General features: G+C 31.0%; 13 protein-coding genes and 2 tRNA genes. 7 read left to right on the top strand and 8 right to left on the bottom strand.

Features of this window, described 5'->3' with window-relative positions; genetic code table 11:
- Positions 1-1,009: 1,009 nt before the first annotated feature.
- The 4 genes from ACMHJW_RS12830 (at position 1,010) to pheS (ending at position 6,002) form a co-directional block, all read left to right on the top strand.
- Positions 1,010-1,792, top strand: coding sequence for an RNA polymerase sigma factor (locus ACMHJW_RS12830; protein WP_413533811.1), 783 nt, complete (start codon positions 1,010-1,012; stop codon positions 1,790-1,792).
- Between the two features lie 2 nt (positions 1,793-1,794).
- Positions 1,795-2,892 carry a hypothetical protein gene (locus ACMHJW_RS12825; protein ID WP_413533810.1) on the top strand — a complete coding sequence of 366 codons (1,098 nt, stop codon included), beginning with the start codon at positions 1,795-1,797 and terminating at the stop codon, positions 2,890-2,892.
- An 801-nt stretch (positions 2,893-3,693) separates the two neighbouring features.
- Positions 3,694-4,830 carry a DegT/DnrJ/EryC1/StrS family aminotransferase gene (locus ACMHJW_RS12820; protein WP_413533809.1) on the top strand — a complete coding sequence of 379 codons (1,137 nt, stop codon included), beginning with the start codon at positions 3,694-3,696 and terminating at the stop codon, positions 4,828-4,830.
- A gap of 152 nt (positions 4,831-4,982) precedes the next feature.
- Positions 4,983-6,002, top strand: a complete 1,020-nt coding sequence (gene pheS / locus ACMHJW_RS12815; RefSeq protein ID WP_413533808.1) for a phenylalanine--tRNA ligase subunit alpha — start codon at positions 4,983-4,985, stop codon at positions 6,000-6,002.
- A 49-nt stretch (positions 6,003-6,051) separates the two neighbouring features.
- On the opposite strand, the gene ACMHJW_RS12810 is transcribed toward pheS, so the two are convergent.
- Together ACMHJW_RS12810 and ACMHJW_RS12805 are read right to left on the bottom strand one after the other, a co-directional pair.
- On the bottom strand, positions 6,052-6,543 hold the full coding sequence (locus ACMHJW_RS12810) for a MepB family protein (RefSeq protein WP_413533807.1): 492 nt from the start codon (positions 6,541-6,543) through the stop codon (positions 6,052-6,054).
- A 1-nt stretch (position 6,544) separates the two neighbouring features.
- The gene (locus ACMHJW_RS12805; protein ID WP_413533806.1) at positions 6,545-7,612 is read right to left on the bottom strand and encodes an ABC transporter substrate-binding protein; all 1,068 of its coding nucleotides are present in this window, start codon (positions 7,610-7,612) and stop codon (positions 6,545-6,547) included.
- 191 nt (positions 7,613-7,803) lie between these two features.
- Here ACMHJW_RS12805 and ACMHJW_RS12800 point away from each other — a divergent pair.
- Positions 7,804-7,877: transfer RNA gene (locus ACMHJW_RS12800), tRNA-Arg, on the top strand.
- 109 nt (positions 7,878-7,986) lie between these two features.
- Here ACMHJW_RS12800 and der read toward each other — a convergent pair.
- The 4 genes from der to ACMHJW_RS12780 all read right to left on the bottom strand — a co-directional run bounded on the left by der (position 7,987) and on the right by ACMHJW_RS12780 (position 10,412).
- Positions 7,987-9,294, bottom strand: a complete 1,308-nt coding sequence (gene der, locus ACMHJW_RS12795; protein ID WP_413533805.1) for a ribosome biogenesis GTPase Der — start codon at positions 9,292-9,294, stop codon at positions 7,987-7,989.
- A 105-nt stretch (positions 9,295-9,399) separates the two neighbouring features.
- The gene (locus ACMHJW_RS12790; protein WP_413533804.1) at positions 9,400-9,828 is read right to left on the bottom strand and encodes an adenylyltransferase/cytidyltransferase family protein; all 429 of its coding nucleotides are present in this window, start codon (positions 9,826-9,828) and stop codon (positions 9,400-9,402) included.
- A 35-nt stretch (positions 9,829-9,863) separates the two neighbouring features.
- Positions 9,864-10,214 carry a phosphomannose isomerase type II C-terminal cupin domain gene (locus tag ACMHJW_RS12785; RefSeq protein WP_413533803.1) on the bottom strand — a complete coding sequence of 117 codons (351 nt, stop codon included), beginning with the start codon at positions 10,212-10,214 and terminating at the stop codon, positions 9,864-9,866.
- Positions 10,215-10,336: 122 nt separating this feature from the next.
- A tRNA-Phe gene (locus ACMHJW_RS12780) sits at positions 10,337-10,412 on the bottom strand.
- A gap of 132 nt (positions 10,413-10,544) precedes the next feature.
- On the opposite strand from ACMHJW_RS12780, the gene cls reads away from it, so the two are divergent.
- Positions 10,545-12,035 carry a cardiolipin synthase gene (gene cls / locus ACMHJW_RS12775; RefSeq protein ID WP_413533802.1) on the top strand — a complete coding sequence of 497 codons (1,491 nt, stop codon included), beginning with the start codon at positions 10,545-10,547 and terminating at the stop codon, positions 12,033-12,035.
- Between the two features lie 61 nt (positions 12,036-12,096).
- Here cls and ACMHJW_RS12770 read toward each other — a convergent pair whose 3' ends face one another.
- Positions 12,097-12,735, bottom strand: a complete 639-nt coding sequence (locus ACMHJW_RS12770) for an HdeD family acid-resistance protein (protein WP_413533801.1) — start codon at positions 12,733-12,735, stop codon at positions 12,097-12,099.
- Between the two features lie 137 nt (positions 12,736-12,872).
- Here ACMHJW_RS12770 and ACMHJW_RS12765 point away from each other — a divergent pair, with 137 nt between their 5' ends.
- Positions 12,873-14,198, top strand: a complete 1,326-nt coding sequence (locus tag ACMHJW_RS12765; RefSeq protein WP_413533800.1) for a hydroxymethylglutaryl-CoA synthase family protein — start codon at positions 12,873-12,875, stop codon at positions 14,196-14,198.
- 39 nt (positions 14,199-14,237) lie between these two features.
- Here ACMHJW_RS12765 and ACMHJW_RS12760 read toward each other — a convergent pair whose 3' ends face one another.
- Positions 14,238-15,662, bottom strand: coding sequence for an MATE family efflux transporter (locus ACMHJW_RS12760; RefSeq protein ID WP_413533799.1), 1,425 nt, complete (start codon positions 15,660-15,662; stop codon positions 14,238-14,240).
- Positions 15,663-15,753 lie beyond the last annotated feature (91 nt).

Genomic DNA, 15,753 nt, shown 5'->3' with positions numbered 1-15,753 from the left:
ATATCAATTATTTAAAAATAAAGTAATTATTACTTTTTCTCTTGTATTAGAAAACTGGCACTTTTCATAAAAAGGAACAAGAAAAATAAGTAGTTTTGCTCACGACCTAGGCGTGGGCTCTCTTATTGTTCCTTTGGGTATGCCAGTACCTCTAATGCTTTAAGATGAGTTCCATGCCTTTCTTGTTTTTGGTCGTTTTATTCCATCACATTCGCATCGAACTTTATAAAATATACACTTGGTTATTCCTCTATACCATTTGTTTTATCCTCTACACTTTTGCAAAATTTAAAGATTTTGCACAGACGGTTATTCGATTCAGTTAGAATTGTAAGATGTACAGATTAGATGTTAGATATTAGTATTGAGTTTTTAGAATTATAATGTGAAGTATTTATGATGTATAAAGTAAAAAGTAGTATGTATTCAGATTAACGATGAGGTTCTGAAATGAGTTCACATAGACAACGAATTTGAATATTTGAAAAAAGAATTTAAAAATCCGACGATTTAGAATCGAAATGCAATTCAACTCTAAATTATTGGAATGAAAAAAGTTGGAGTGTCTGAGTGGAGCGAGTTGCCAACTTTATGGAAATAATTTATTTAGTTGAATCATTGAGAGACTGCTGTCGGCATCTTTTTTTGTTTCGTTTTTTTAGATGAGTTTCCCCGAAGGGCATATGAATACCGATAATTAAAATAGATAAGCTATGAATAAAAAAATGAAAGGAAGAGATTTTTCGACAAGCTAAGAATACCAATGAGATGAGATTCTGAGACAAGCCCAGTATGACAAAATTTGTTGTTAAAAATGAATTAGAATATTGATAATAGAAAACACGTAAAACGTTAAGCGTAGAACGTAAAACATAAAATATACCCTTATTCCCAAAAACAAAGTTGGCGCGATGTACTGGAAAAGGAGTAGCTTTTAAAATGAATGTTGAATTTAAACGATGTAAAAACGTAGACGTAATACGTATCACATAAATAAACCACCCTTATTATGCTAGAAAATGAATATGAATTACTGAAAAAAGGCAATCCCAAAGCTTTGGAGCAAATTTATGTAAGACATAAAAGGTTACTTTTTTTGATTGGTAAACAGATAATTAAGGATGAATTTGTTGTGGAATGTTTGTTACAAGATGTGTTTCTGAAACTTTGGGAATATCGAGAGAAGATTGAATCTCCTGATCATATCTTTTTCTTTTTGAGATATGTTATGAAATACAGTTGTTATTCGCATTATGCTAAACCGAAGAATAAGTTTTTTAGAACTGTAAGTTCACTAGAAAGTTATGAGAATTATCAAAGTTATTTAGCTGGATATGATCCTGCTGATAATATTGAAAACCTGAACAAACAAGAAACACAACAGCAATATTTTGATGAAATTATAAAAGTGTTACCCTTATTAAGTGCTAAAAGAAAACATTTGATTGAACTATGTTTAAAATATGGATTTCAGTACAAAGCAATTGCCAATGCAATGGGAAGAGGAATAACTGAAACAAGTAATGAAATTAAACATGCTATTGATGATCTTAAAAAGATTTTAAGTCACCAAGATAAGTTAATTATTAAAACCAAAACAATCTCTACCGTAGAGAAGAAAAATCAAATATCCGAAAAACAATCGTTGATTTTAAAACTTCGATGCGAGCATAAACAATCTTTTGAAAATATCGCTAAGGAATTACAATTGTCTCAAAAAGAAGTACACAATGAATTTATAGTCGCCTATAAATTTACCCAACAAAATAAAGTTCAATCCCTAAACTATTGATAATGGAAAAATCTACTTTAATACTCACGCGAAAAATACAGTTAATTGTTGATTTACCAACCCAAGAAGAACGTCAAGAGGTTTTGGAAACACTTTACAAATGGAGAAACAGATGTTATAGAGCCGCTAATTTGATCGTTTCTCATTTATATATACAAGCGATGGTGAAAGAGTTTTTGTATCTCTCAGAAGGGATTGTACACAAGTTGGTTGATGAAAAGAAAGATGAAGCAGGAATCTTACAACGTTCGCGAATAAATACCACTTATCGTGTGATATCAGATCGTTTTAAAGGTGAAATTCCAATGAATATATTATCTTGTTTAAATAGTAGACTACAGAGTACTTTTAACAAAGATTACCAAGAATATTGGAGAGGAGAAGCTTCTTTAAAAAACTTTAAACGAGATATGGCATTTCCTTTTGGAGCAGAAAGTATTAGTAAATTATCTTATCATCCCGAGAAAAAAAGTTTTTGTTTTCGGTTGTTTCAACTTCCATTCAAAACCTATTTAGGAAAAGATTTTACAGACAACAAAAAACTATTGGAACAAGTAGTAAATGGTGAAATTAAACTTTGTACATCGCAAATAAAAATAGAAAAAGGTAAAATATTTTGGTTAGCTGTTGTTGAAATTGAAAAAGAAAACCATCAATTAAAACCCGAAACTATAGCAGAAGCTTCCTTATCATTAGAATATCCATTGGTTGTAAAAGTAGGTAAGTCTAGACTTTCTATCGGAACCAAAGAAGAGTTTTTGTATAGAAGATTAGCGATACAAGCTTCCCGTAAACGAACCCAAGCAGGAGTAACTTATGCGAAATCAGGCAAAGGAAGAACGAGAAAACTAAAAGCGCTAGAAAAAATGAATCAAGTAGAGCGGAATTATGTGCATAATCGATTACATGTTTACAGTCGAAAGCTAATTGATTTTTGTATCAATAATAAAGCAGGAACACTTATTTTATTGGATCAAGAAGAAAAGATGGAGCTAGCCAAAGAAGAAGAATTTGTACTGAGGAATTGGGGTTATTATGAATTGATAACCAAAATAAAATACAAAGCTGATAAAGCAGGAATTGAGCTTATTATAGCATAAATTATAATTTTTGAGGGTGATTGTACACCCGTAAGGTGAGGTTGATCACGAACACTCACTGAATGTAAAAAAAAACATATACAACGCGTGGGTACACTTTTTTTATTTGATTTATAAATTCTTGCTAGATACTCCCTACATAAAGGCAGGATAAAGGCAATATAGTGGCAGTAGAATGTATGTATAAAATGTTGGAATGATAACGAATTTGAATATTTAAATAGGAATTAAAAATCTGACGATTTAGAATGACAAGAAAGAACATTCATCACATAGGTACATAGAACTGATAAAGAAAAATATGTAAAACGTTAAGCGTAAAACTTAAGAAAACCTATGTTTCTATTGTGATTATAAAATTAGGTTAAGATTGGTAATAGTTGATTGAGCGTAGTCGAAATCATAAGTAGATAATGAGATTCTTCAACAGGCTCCTTTAGATTTGAAAACTTCATTATAAGTAAGTTTAGGATTAAGATAAATAGGAGTATAACTATAACAGGTTTTATTTAAAAATCTGTATAGTTATTTAGGATGGTTCAGATGATAAGATACTGGCAGGATACTCCCTACATAAAGGCAGGATAAAGGCTATATAATGGCTGTATAAGTTTATAGGAATATTTTCCATTCTGTTCAAGTGATAAGAATTACATCTTAAGCTGTTTAATATTAGTGCTTTAACTTTATTTTTATTTTTCGAAAGTTTTTATTTTCATTGACATAGTTTTATGACGAACAAATGAGGCTTAAATCATACTTTTATTTTAAATTTGTTCAACAAAAAAACAACTATAAAAAATGGCTGAAAAAATATGGTTATCATCTCCTCACATGGGAGGAAATGAATTAAAATATATTCACGAAGCATTCGATACAAATTGGGTAGCACCTTTAGGACCAAATGTGAATGGCTTTGAAAAAGATTTAGAAAATTTTTTAAATGCAGATGTTTATGTTGCAGCATTATCTGCAGGAACAGCAGCTATTCATTTAGCATTAATAGAATGTGGCGTTTCTCACGGAGATGAGGTAATTTGTCAATCAATGACATTTTCAGCAACCGCAAATCCAATTGCCTACCAAGGAGCAACACCTGTTTTTGTTGATTCAGAAAATGAAACATGGAATATTTGCCCAATTGCGTTAGAAGAAGCAATTAAAGATCGTATGGCAAAAGGAAAAACACCAAAAGCAATTTTAGCAGTTCATTTGTACGGAATGCCATATAAAGTTGACGAAATACATGCTGTTGCGGAAAAATACAATATTCCAGTAATAGAAGACGCTGCAGAAGCATTGGGTTCTACTTACAAAGGAAAAGCTTGTGGAACGTTTGGACGTTTTGGAGCATTGTCATTTAACGGAAATAAAATTATTACAACTTCTGGAGGTGGAGCATTGGTTTGTCAAACACAAGAAGATAAAGATAAAGCAGTATTTTTAGCAACACAAGCCCGTGATAATGCACCACATTATCAACATTCGCATATTGGTTACAATTATCGTATGAGTAATATTACAGCGGGAATTGGACGTGGACAAATGGAAGTCTTAGCAGATAGAGTAGAAGCACGTCGTGCGATGAACAAATTCTATCAAGATTTATTTGCAGATATTGAAGGAGTAACGGTTTTTAAAGAACCAACTTCAGATTATTTTTCAAATCATTGGTTATCTGCAATTTTAATTGATCCAAAAGTAGCAGGTAAAACGCGCGAAGAATTACGTTTAGCTTTCTTAGAAGATGACATCGAATCTCGTCCGTTATGGAAACCAATGCACTTGCAACCTGTTTTTGCAGATGCTCCTTATTATGGAGGGAAAGTAGCTGAACAATTATTCGAAAATGGATTATGTTTACCTTCAGGTTCTAACTTAACAGATGCAGATCGTGAGAGAATTGCGACTAAAGTAAAAGAAGTTTTTGGAAAGTAATTTCTAAATTTTAAAATAAAACAAAAATCCTCTTAAGTTTTCTTAGGTGGATTTTTTATTTAGTAAGAATTCTTCATTTTTAATAAAAGTACTCGAATAATTTGTTATAAGTTGATTATCGGTTAAATTTGTGCTTAAATTGATCAGAAATTATGATTGACCAAATCAAACAATATATTGAAGAAGTAAAAAACTTCCATTCAACAAATGCTGCTGAAATTGAAGAATTCAGAATTAAATTTTTAGGAAAAAAAGGAATTTTAACCGACTTATTTACTCAGTTCAAATCAGTTCCGAATGAACAAAAAAAGGAATTTGGTCAAGTTGTAAATGAATTAAAAACATTGGCAACTGAAAAGTCAACTGTTCTTAAAAATGAAATTTCAAACGAAGGAAAAACTGATTCTTCTTTAGACTTAACACGCCCAGGAGAACCATTTACATTAGGTTCTCGCCATCCAATCAATATTACAAAAAATCGTATTATTGAGATTTTTAATCGTATTGGATTTAGTGTTTCCGAAGGTCCAGAAATCGAAGATGATTGGCACAATTTTACAGCGTTAAACTTGCCAGCTCATCATCCTGCGCGTGATATGCAAGATACATTCTTTATCGAAACTGATCCAGATATTGTATTGCGTACGCATACATCGTCTACACAGATTCGTCACATGGAGAAAAATCAACCGCCAATGCGTTTCTTAGCACCAGGTCGTGTTTATCGTAACGAAGCGATTTCGTCTCGTTCGCATATGATGTTCCATCAAATAGAAGGTTTATATATCGACGAAGGTGTTTCTTTTGCTGATCTAAAACAAACATTAAGTTATTTTACAACTGAGTTATTTGGTAAATCTGAAATTCGTTTACGTCCTTCATATTTCCCATTTACAGAGCCTTCTGCCGAAGTTGATGTATATTGGGGATTAGAAACAGAAACCGATTATCGTATGACAAAAGGAACAGGTTGGTTAGAAATTATGGGATGTGGAATGGTTGATCCTAATGTTTTACGTAATGTAGACATCGATCCTGAGAAATATTCGGGTTATGCATTCGGTATGGGAATTGAGCGTATTGCATTGCTATTGTATCAAATTGGAGATATTCGTTTGTACACAGAAAATGATAAACGTTTCTTAGAACAATTCAAGTCAGAGTTATTCTAAGATTAATAGAATATAAACGAAAAATCCTGCTGAGTTCAGCAGGATTTTTTTATTGGAATAATGATTTTATTTGAGATGAATCAACTTTGTTGTTTATGGTTTCTACAAAATAATCTTGCTGCCAATTTTGTGTTTTCTCCGCTTGTTTATTTTCTGTTTTCACCCAATTCGGATAAACTCTAAAACCTCGTTTTCCTTCTTTTCTTGTAGAAGTTAGAATATGTTTTTCAATCAAAATTGATTTCGGAAAAATATAAAATCCTAGTTTTGAATTTTCTTCTGTTGCGATAATATAATAATCAAACTCATCATTTTCGTCGAAAGGTTCGGTTTCTTTAACATTATTTCGTTTCCATAATGTAACAAATTGACCAACTTTTTTCGGTGTTATTTTCGCTTTTCTAAATTTTATAGATAACTCATTAACATTGAAATTATAGCCGAAATATTCATCGCATTCGACATCTTTCTCAAGATTTGAAATGGATAGATTCTTTGATTTTAGAATATAATCTTCAAATTTTTTGATTATTTCAATCATTTTATTTCAATTGTTGATAGAAGTACAATTCATAAGTTGGGAATAAATTTGGATAGAAAATCTTTCCTAAATCATTCAAAATAATATCTGGACGAAGAATTCCTTGTTCGAAATAATCATTCGAACCTTTTGCATTCATACGTTTGTTGTAAGCATAGACATTTCCCTTCTTAAATGCATCAAACCAAGCATAATTTGGATAAGAAGCTTTCATTTCGGCTAAAGAATTCACATTTGTTACATTGATCCAATAATTTGCTGATTTTCCTGCTGTGTAAACTTCTTCAAATGTTAAACTCAAACTATTTTCTCCGGTTTTATTCTTGAAAATATAATTTCCTTTCGCATCATCAATTAACTTTGCTTGCAACAAATCATTTGTCGGAACGTACCAAATATCACCATACATTGTATTAACAATTGTTGAAACATTGCCTTTTGCTTTGGTTTGAATGATATTTTTAATGGAATCATAACTATTTTTAACTGTTTCTACGCGTTTTTCAGCTTCAGTATCTTTTCCAAATAATTTTCCAAAAACCTTCAAATATTCAACTTGTCCCAAAGGATTTTGTTCTTTATATTCATCTAAATACAATATTTTTATACCGTTTTGCTCCAATTGTTGATGGTATTTAGCCAAAACAGGATTAGAGCTTGCAATAATCAGTTGAGGTTTATTTTTTAGAATAATTTCGGTGAACAATTCATTCGAATTACCAACTTTTAAAATAGATTTATTCGCAATTCCTTCTTCAATTTTAGGGTTATAAATAAAATCTGCATCACAAACTCCTTTGATTAAATTTGCGCTTCCCAATTGATCTAAAAAGCTTACAGCAGATGATGTTTCTACCATTACAGTCTTTATTGGTAACTCTTTTTTATCGAATGAAATATTATTTCCAGAAGATTTTATGGTAATCGTTTTGTCATTTTCTTCGATAGAAATATTTTTTGCAAACTGAAAAGTAGTAGCTTCTTTTTCATTTTTTATAGTTTCTTTTGATTGTTTACAACTACTAATGGCAAGAAGTAAGAATAAATTTAGGATTATTTTTTTTATCATTTGGTTTGAATTTAGTGAAGGCAAGTTAAGAATTCTGCTAAAATCATAAAAAAATATTTTTGTAAGCAATTGATAGTTTGTAAATTAAATTAATTTTAAAAAAAATATCAAAAAAGCTTAGGTTTTTACCATAAAAGTGCTGTATATTTGCATTCGAAAATAAAGGGAAATACTTCCGATTTATTTCAAACGGCCGAGTGGCGCAACTGAATAGCGCACTTGATTACGGCTCAAGAGGTTACAGGTTTGAATCCTGTCTCGGTCACAAAAATGCTCAGCGTCAATCGTTGAGCATTTTTTATGAATGTTAAATTCTATTGTTATCAATAAAAAAGTCCATCTACAAATTGTAAATGGACTTTTTGGATTTTTTATTATTTCTTTCTGAAGTAAACTTCAATCGGAACACCTTCAAAATTAAATTCCTTTCTCAATTGATTTTCGACAAATCGTTTGTAAGGATCTCTAATATATTGTGGCAAGTTACAGAAAAACGCAAATTGTGGCGTTTTTGTTGGTAATTGCGTGACATATTTGATTTTGATGTATTTTCCTTTTACAGCAGGTGGAGGAGTAATCTCGATAATCGGTAACAAAATTTCGTTTAACTTACTTGTTTTGATACGACGACTACGGTTCTCGTAAACTTCGATAAAAGTATCTACGGCTTTCAAAACACGTTGTTTTGTTAAAGCTGAGATAAACAATACAGGAACGTCTGTAAATGGTGCAATACGCTTAAGAATAGCATCTTTGTATTCTTTCATTGTATTGGTTTCTTTTTCTAATAAATCCCATTTATTAATTAGGATAACGATCCCTTTACGGTTACGTTCTGCTAAATAAAGAATGTTCAAATCTTGTGCTTCAATTCCGCGTTCTGCATCAATTACTAATACACAAACGTCACATTCTTCGATTGCTCGAACTGAACGCATTACAGAATAAAATTCTAAATCTTCGCTAACTTTTCCTTTTTTACGCATTCCGGCAGTGTCTACCAAAACAAATTCGTGTCCAAATTTATTGTACAACGTTTCGATAGAATCACGAGTTGTTCCTGCGATATCTGTTACAATATTACGTTCTTCACCCAATAATGCATTGATAAAAGTAGATTTTCCTGCATTAGGACGACCTACGATAGTAACTTTAGGTAAACCTTCAAATGGATCTACGTGTACTTCTTCTGTAAAAGAAGCAACAACATCATCTAATAATTCACCTGTTCCACTTCCGCTCATTGCAGCGATTGTGTACATTTTTTCGAATCCTAAGTTATAAAACTCATAAGAATCCTCTAAATTTTTGTTGGTATCGACCTTATTCACAACTAAGAATGTAGGCTTCTTAGTGCGTCTTAAAAGGTTGCCAACTTCCTTATCCATATCCGTTAATCCAACTTGATTATCTACCATGAACAAAATTACATTTGCTTCATCAATAGCTAATTCAACTTGTTTGCGGATCTCTTCTTCAAAGGTATCATCTGAACCAACGACATACCCTCCGGTATCGATTACGGTAAACTCTTTTCCATTCCAATCAGATTTTCCATAGTGACGATCACGTGTAACACCAGAAGTGTCATCTACGATAGCTTGTCTTTTTTGAATCAATCTGTTGAAAAACGTAGATTTACCAACGTTTGGTCTTCCTACAATTGCAACTATATTTGACATTTTGCAAAGGTATGATTTTTAGCGTTATTTTTTACATTAATTTTTTGATTGATAAAGTATTGTAAATAAAAAAGGTTAGAATTCAATCTAACCTTTTTTTTATTTTTATTTTACTACTTTAAGAAGTTCTTTTTCTGCAACGACTTTACGAAGTCCAGAGCTTGAGAAACGGTGATCTCTTGAATTGTAATACAATTCAATTCCTTTTTCCTCACAATATTTACGTCCTGTAAAGTTCTTGTCTTGGTATTCAACTCCCAAAATACGAACATCAATTTTGAAAGATCTTAAAACATCTTCTAAATCTTGTTCTGTTGCATAAGGTACAATTTCATCAACGAATTTGCAACCTTTTAATTGAATGTATCGTTCTACAACAGTTTGTGTAGGTCTATTTTTTTCTGGTCGATCTAATGTTGGATCAGTTTGTAAACCTACAATCAAATAATCACAATGTTGTTTTGCGTCTTCTAGCATTTTGATATGTCCAGCATGTAATAAATCAAAAGCACTAAATGTAATTCCGATTTTCATAGTCAATTAGTTTAGTATTTTATAGTTAGTTTTTCTTAATCTTCAGATGATCGGTTGTAATCATCTTCGATACGAATGATGTCTTCCTCACCAAAATACGTACCATGTTGAACTTCGATAAAAATTAATTTCTCATTACCTATGTTCTGAATACGATGTTTTGCTTTTAAAGGAATGATAACGACTTCACCCGCTTTGTATTCATATTCTTTATCATCAAGTGTTACCATAGCTTTTCCTTGAACAATTGTCCAAACTTCTGCTCGATGATTGTGGTATTGGTAAGATAAACGTCCACCAATATTCACTTCAATTCTTTTTACTTTATATATTTCGGTGTCTTCTAATACATAGTAAGAACCCCAAGGTCTATTTCCTATCTCCATCTTTTTTGCAATTTACTGAATATTTAAATATAACTTATAAAATACTCGATCAATAAATGTTTATATTTAATTATTCAATCCAAAAAAAAAACCTCAAACACATGCTCGAGGTTTTATAAATGTGGTGGTGCCTCCAGGAATCGAACCAGGGACACAAGGATTTTCAGTCCTTTGCTCTACCAACTGAGCTAAGGCACCGTCATTTTGGATTGCAAATATAAGAAGGTTTATTTCTAATTTCCAAAATTATTTTTAAAATATTTTTTGTTAATTATTCAATTGATTGATTTTTATTCATTTATTTTTATAAAAATTTAGAATTGATTAATAATGGACTGGTCGATCACACTTTTGAATATCTGGGATTTTATCAAAGAATGGTATTGGATACCACTGACAATTCTTTATATAATGGTGATTGTCACTATTTTGATAGAAAATCGGAATCCAACTAAAACAATTGCATGGATATTAGTGATTGTTTTTTTGCCGCTTATTGGAATTATACTTTATTTCTTCTTTGGACAAAAGTTTAAAAAAGATGAATTTTTTAAACGAATAGACAAGGATCATCAAAAAATCATTAATGAAAAATGGAACGAGCTAGATGATTTAATTCACGATGATTTAAATAAAACTGAAGAAAGAATAGGAAATCTATCACAAGTTTATCGTTATTTAAATAATGAAAGAATTGCGTATCCATCAACCAATAATAAAGTAAAGTTATTATCAAATGGAGAACAAAAATTTCCTTATTTTCTAGAAGCATTAAGAGAAGCAAAAAATCATATACACCTTGAATATTACATTTTTGAGGAGGATAATATTGGAAATGAAATTATCCAAATTCTTATTGAAAAAGCTAAAAGTGGGGTAGAAGTTCGTGTAACAGCGGATGATTTTGGATCACCGAAACTCAATAAACATAAAAAAAGATTTGAAGGAACAGGAGTTGAATTTCAAACATTTTTACCTGTTCGTTTTTCTTCTTTAGCCAATTCCAATTACCGTAACCACCGTAAAATATTGATTGTTGATGGAAAAAAAGCTTTTGTTGGAGGAATTAATATCAGCGATAAATACATCAATAAAAATGGCGTAAAAAGCCCAGATAATAAAGTTTATTGGCGAGACACTGCGGTTATGATAGAAGGTGGAGCTATCAATAGCTTACAATTGCATTTTTATCTGAATTGGATGATGACAGAAGGAAAGAAATTTAACATTTCTGATCCTAAATATTTTTATTTAAATAAAGAAGAAACCGAATTTACAACAGTTAGTTATGGACTTTCTTCCCCAGGAGGTAGTTTACATTCTGCTATGGAAGCCATGATTTTGGCAATTACGTTAGCGAAAAAGAAAGTACAATTGTGTACACCATATTTTATTCCAAGTGACGAATTTAAAACTGCCATGATGATTGCAGTTTCAAGTGGAGTAGAAGTAGAATTAATCATTCCTAAGAAAGGAGATTCTATTGTGGTACAAGAAGCATCTTTATCTTTCCTAAAACCTTTGATGAAGCGAGGAGTGAAAGTATATTTGTATGAAAAAGGATTTATTCATGCCAAAACAATTACCGTTGATGATAAATTAGCTTTTATTGGAACTGTAAATTTAGATTACCGTAGTTTCATGATTAATTTTGAAATAACAGCAGTTATTGAAAATGAGCAGTTATTGCAACAAATGAGTGCTGAATTTGATATTGATAAACAAGATTCAGAATTACTAACATTAGAAAAATGGGAAAATCGACCTTGGTATAACCGAGCATTTGCATCAATTTGTAGATTATTAGCCCCAATATTATAATTATATATAGAAAAATAAGAGAATAAAAAAGCCATTTCAGTTAGAAATGGCTTTTTTGTAATTATTGATTTTTAAAATCTTCGATTTCTTTACGGATTTCTTCGTATCGGCTTCTCAAATCATCAGAAACATTATTTGGTAAGTCTTTAATTCTTTTCAATTGGAAAGAAATAAAAATCGCAAATAAACCTGACGAAATTATTGCTAAACCAAGCCAAGCAACAGCTGTTAATCCTGCTAATTGTGGTGATGATAGTAGGATGATTGAAAGAATTAGTCCAATAATCGCTAAAAACAAAGAAACTCCCCAATCTTTTACACCATAATTTTTTAATTCGAATGCATAACTAATTCCAGAAATAGAACGGAATAAGACCAAAAATCCAACGTAAAATGCAAAAACTTGTAAACTTAAAAGTGTATTTGTAACCAACATAAAACCAACAATAGTTGTAATGATTCCATATGTTAAGGTCCATCCCCAACTGTCAATTTCATCTTTATTGGAAATCGAAAAAATAATTTCTGAAATTCCCGAAAATAAAAACGAAACTGCAAAAAATATTGAAAGCATTACATATGATGTAGTTGGAAAAGCGAAAGTGTAAATTCCAAGTCCAACGAATAATAATCCTATGAGAAGTAAAATCCACCAATACTTGACAGAATTTTTAATTGATTTGTAAAAAGTGCGAGCCATTTTAAAGTTTTTTTATAATGATTGTTCTTATAAATTTAAGGAATAATAAATAAAATATAATGCTTTTATTGATTAATTTATGATGAAATAAAATTGAAATACACTTAAATTTGAGGTTCGCTTAAAAAATATCAAAAATGAAATATGGAATAGAAGCGGTTTCTATCTACGTTCCGCATATATATTTACCAATAAAAGATTTAGCTATTCAGCGCAATATTGATCCTGATAAACTTGAAATAGGTTTGGGATTAAAAAAAATGGCTGTTTTAGATGTTCATGAAGATACAGCAACGATCGCTGCAAATGCTTTATTAAAATTAATAAGAGATTTTAAAATTAATCCAAATGAAATTGGACGAATTTATTTAGGAACAGAAAGTGCTTTAGATGGTGCAAAACCAACAGCAACTTACGCAGTTCAATTAGTAGAATCTGTTTTAGCAAATGAATTTGGAGAGCGAGCTTTCAAGCATACAGATGTTGTCGATATGACATTTGCTTGTATTGGAGGAGTAGATGCAATGCATAATTCGATTGATTATGTTCGTGTTAATCCAACTAAAAAAGCAATTGTAATTGCAGCTGATTATGCAAAATATGGATTAGAATCGACAGGAGAATATACACAAGGTGCAGGAGCTGTTGCAATGTTAATCTCGAATCAACCAGATTTAATCGCTTTTGATAACAATTGGGGAATTGGAATGGAATCTGTTTTTGATTTTTTCAAACCTCATCAAGCAACTTCTGATTCAGCTATTTTAAATGCAGTTGGAACAACAAAATCTGAAATTGAAATTTTTTCGGATGAACCAGTTTTCGAAGGACAATATTCTAATGAATGTTATAAAGATAGAGTAAGAGAAGCATATTTTAACTTTAAAGAAAAAGTTGGAGCTGAAGGAAAATTGTATGAAAACTGGCGATATATCGCTTTTCATTTGCCTTATGCATTTCAAGGAAAAAGAATGTTTTCGGATGTTTTTGTCATAGAAAATGATCAAGATAATTCAAATGATAATCTAAAAATTGTGGCAAAATCAGAGGATTATAAAGCATTAATCAAAGAAAAAGTAGAGCCAACTCAACGTGCTTCTTCAGAAATAGGAAATATGTACACAGCTTCTATTTTTACAGCATTTTTATCAGCATTACAAGTGAGTGCAGATGCAAATGAGGAATTGAATGGGAAAACAGTTGGTTTTATTGCATATGGTTCTGGATCTAAATCAAAAGTTTTTCAAGGACAAATTGGTGAAGGATGGAAAAATGTGATGAATAAAATAGATTTGTTTAATTATTTAGAACAAAGAGAACCTATTTCGTTTGAACAATATCAAGATTTACACAATAAGAATTTGAAAACATCAATCAATGCTTCGAAAGGATTTGCCTTAGATCGAATTGAATCTGAAAATCCAGATTTGAAAGGTGCACGATATTACACGTTTAAAGGATAAAAACATAAAAAAATCGCTCAATATATTGAGCGATTTTTTTTATACGATTTTCGATTTCCATTTTCCTCTTTTAAAAAGGATAAATGCCAAAATAGCGACAAAAGTTTCTGTAATAGGAATTGCGATAAAAACTCCTTCTTCTTTCAGATTGAAATGATAAGAAAGTACATAAGCTAATGGAATTTGAAATAACCAAAATCCAACAAAATTGATGATCGTCGGCGTCATTGTATCTCCAGCTCCATTAAAAGCATTCATCATCACCATTCCGATTGCATATAAAACAAAACCACTTGCCAAAATATACATTCCTTCTTTTGCAACAAGCTTAATGTGTGCTTCTGTTGTAAATACTGAAACTAAATAATTACTTAATCCATAAAAAATAATACTTACAATCAACATGTAAATAATATTGAATTTCATGGTCATCAAGACTGATTTTTCAGCTTTTTCAGGATCTTTATTTCCTAAATTTTGTCCAACTAAAGTTGCTGCAGCATTACTCAATCCCCAAGCAGGTAGCATAAAAAACATCATTAATCGTAAGGCAGTTTGATAACCTGATGAAGCTATTTCTCCACCAGATTGCGCCACAATTCGAGCAAGGATAATCCAGCTACAACTTGCAATAACATATTGTACAATCGCAGGAACAGCAATTTTTACAATGTTCACAATAAGTTTTGTTTGCGGAGCGAAATATGACCATTTGATTTGAATTAATGAATCTTTTCTTGTTAAACAATACAATTGATAAAGAACACCACAAGTTCTTCCAATTGCTGTAGATAATGCAGCTCCTTCTAATCCCATTTCAGGAAAAAAGAACCATCCACGAACAAGAATTGGACATAAAATAATATTTATTCCGTTGGCCAACCACAAGCTTTTCATTGCAATAGCGGCATTTCCAGCTCCACGAAAAATTCCATTAATCAAGAATAGCAAAACAATACTTAAACAACTTGCCATCATAATTTTGGTAAAGTTCTTTCCGTATTCAGCAGCAGCTTCACTAGAACCCATCCAAATCAATAAATCTTTGGAGAATATAAATGCGACAGCACTTAAGAGAATTGTAATGATAATTGATAATAAAATTGCTTGTGAAGCACTTTCTGAAGCTTTTTCGGGTTTCTTTTCTCCAATTCTTCGAGCAATAATGGCGGTTGCAGCCATACTTATCCCGATTGAGATAGAATAAACAATTGTTAATAAAGATTCTGTAAGTCCAACTGTCTGAATCGCAAAAGCACTTTCTTTTAAATGTCCTACAAAATACAAATCGACCAATGCAAAAACAGATTCCATTACCATTTCAAACATCATTGGAATAGCCAATAGAAACACTGATTTCTTGATTGGAATCGCGGTTAAATCTAAGTTTTCACTTGAAAAAGATTGCTTAATCAAGGAGATAATAGACATAAATTTGGCTGTTAAAGATTTTTCTACAGTCATTTTTTAGGTTTTAAAAATTTTAAATAATTGATAAAATTCTAAATCAAAATGAATTAAAATTAAGTTGCCGCGAAGTTTTAAGCATTCATTT

Source organism: Empedobacter brevis (assembly GCF_965118635.1).
Classification (GTDB): Bacteria; Bacteroidota; Bacteroidia; order Flavobacteriales; family Weeksellaceae; genus Empedobacter; species Empedobacter brevis_A.
This window is presented reverse-complemented; position numbering and strand designations above follow the sequence as displayed.

Bases quoted from the DNA above. Each gene is read 5' to 3' on its own strand.
- ACMHJW_RS12830 (WP_413533811.1), top strand. From the start codon at position 1,010: ATGCTAGAAAATGAATATGAATTACTGAAAAAAGGCAATCCCAAAGCT.
- ACMHJW_RS12825 (WP_413533810.1), top strand. From the start codon at position 1,795: ATGGAAAAATCTACTTTAATACTCACGCGAAAAATACAGTTAATTGTT.
- ACMHJW_RS12820 (WP_413533809.1), top strand. From the start codon at position 3,694: ATGGCTGAAAAAATATGGTTATCATCTCCTCACATGGGAGGAAATGAA.
- pheS (WP_413533808.1), top strand. From the start codon at position 4,983: ATGATTGACCAAATCAAACAATATATTGAAGAAGTAAAAAACTTCCAT.
- ACMHJW_RS12810 (WP_413533807.1), bottom strand. From the start codon at position 6,543: ATGATTGAAATAATCAAAAAATTTGAAGATTATATTCTAAAATCAAAG.
- ACMHJW_RS12805 (WP_413533806.1), bottom strand. From the start codon at position 7,612: ATGATAAAAAAAATAATCCTAAATTTATTCTTACTTCTTGCCATTAGT.
- der (WP_413533805.1), bottom strand. From the start codon at position 9,294: ATGTCAAATATAGTTGCAATTGTAGGAAGACCAAACGTTGGTAAATCT.
- ACMHJW_RS12790 (WP_413533804.1), bottom strand. From the start codon at position 9,828: ATGAAAATCGGAATTACATTTAGTGCTTTTGATTTATTACATGCTGGA.
- ACMHJW_RS12785 (WP_413533803.1), bottom strand. From the start codon at position 10,214: ATGGAGATAGGAAATAGACCTTGGGGTTCTTACTATGTATTAGAAGAC.
- cls (WP_413533802.1), top strand. From the start codon at position 10,545: ATGGACTGGTCGATCACACTTTTGAATATCTGGGATTTTATCAAAGAA.
- ACMHJW_RS12770 (WP_413533801.1), bottom strand. From the start codon at position 12,735: ATGGCTCGCACTTTTTACAAATCAATTAAAAATTCTGTCAAGTATTGG.
- ACMHJW_RS12765 (WP_413533800.1), top strand. From the start codon at position 12,873: ATGAAATATGGAATAGAAGCGGTTTCTATCTACGTTCCGCATATATAT.
- ACMHJW_RS12760 (WP_413533799.1), bottom strand. From the start codon at position 15,662: ATGACTGTAGAAAAATCTTTAACAGCCAAATTTATGTCTATTATCTCC.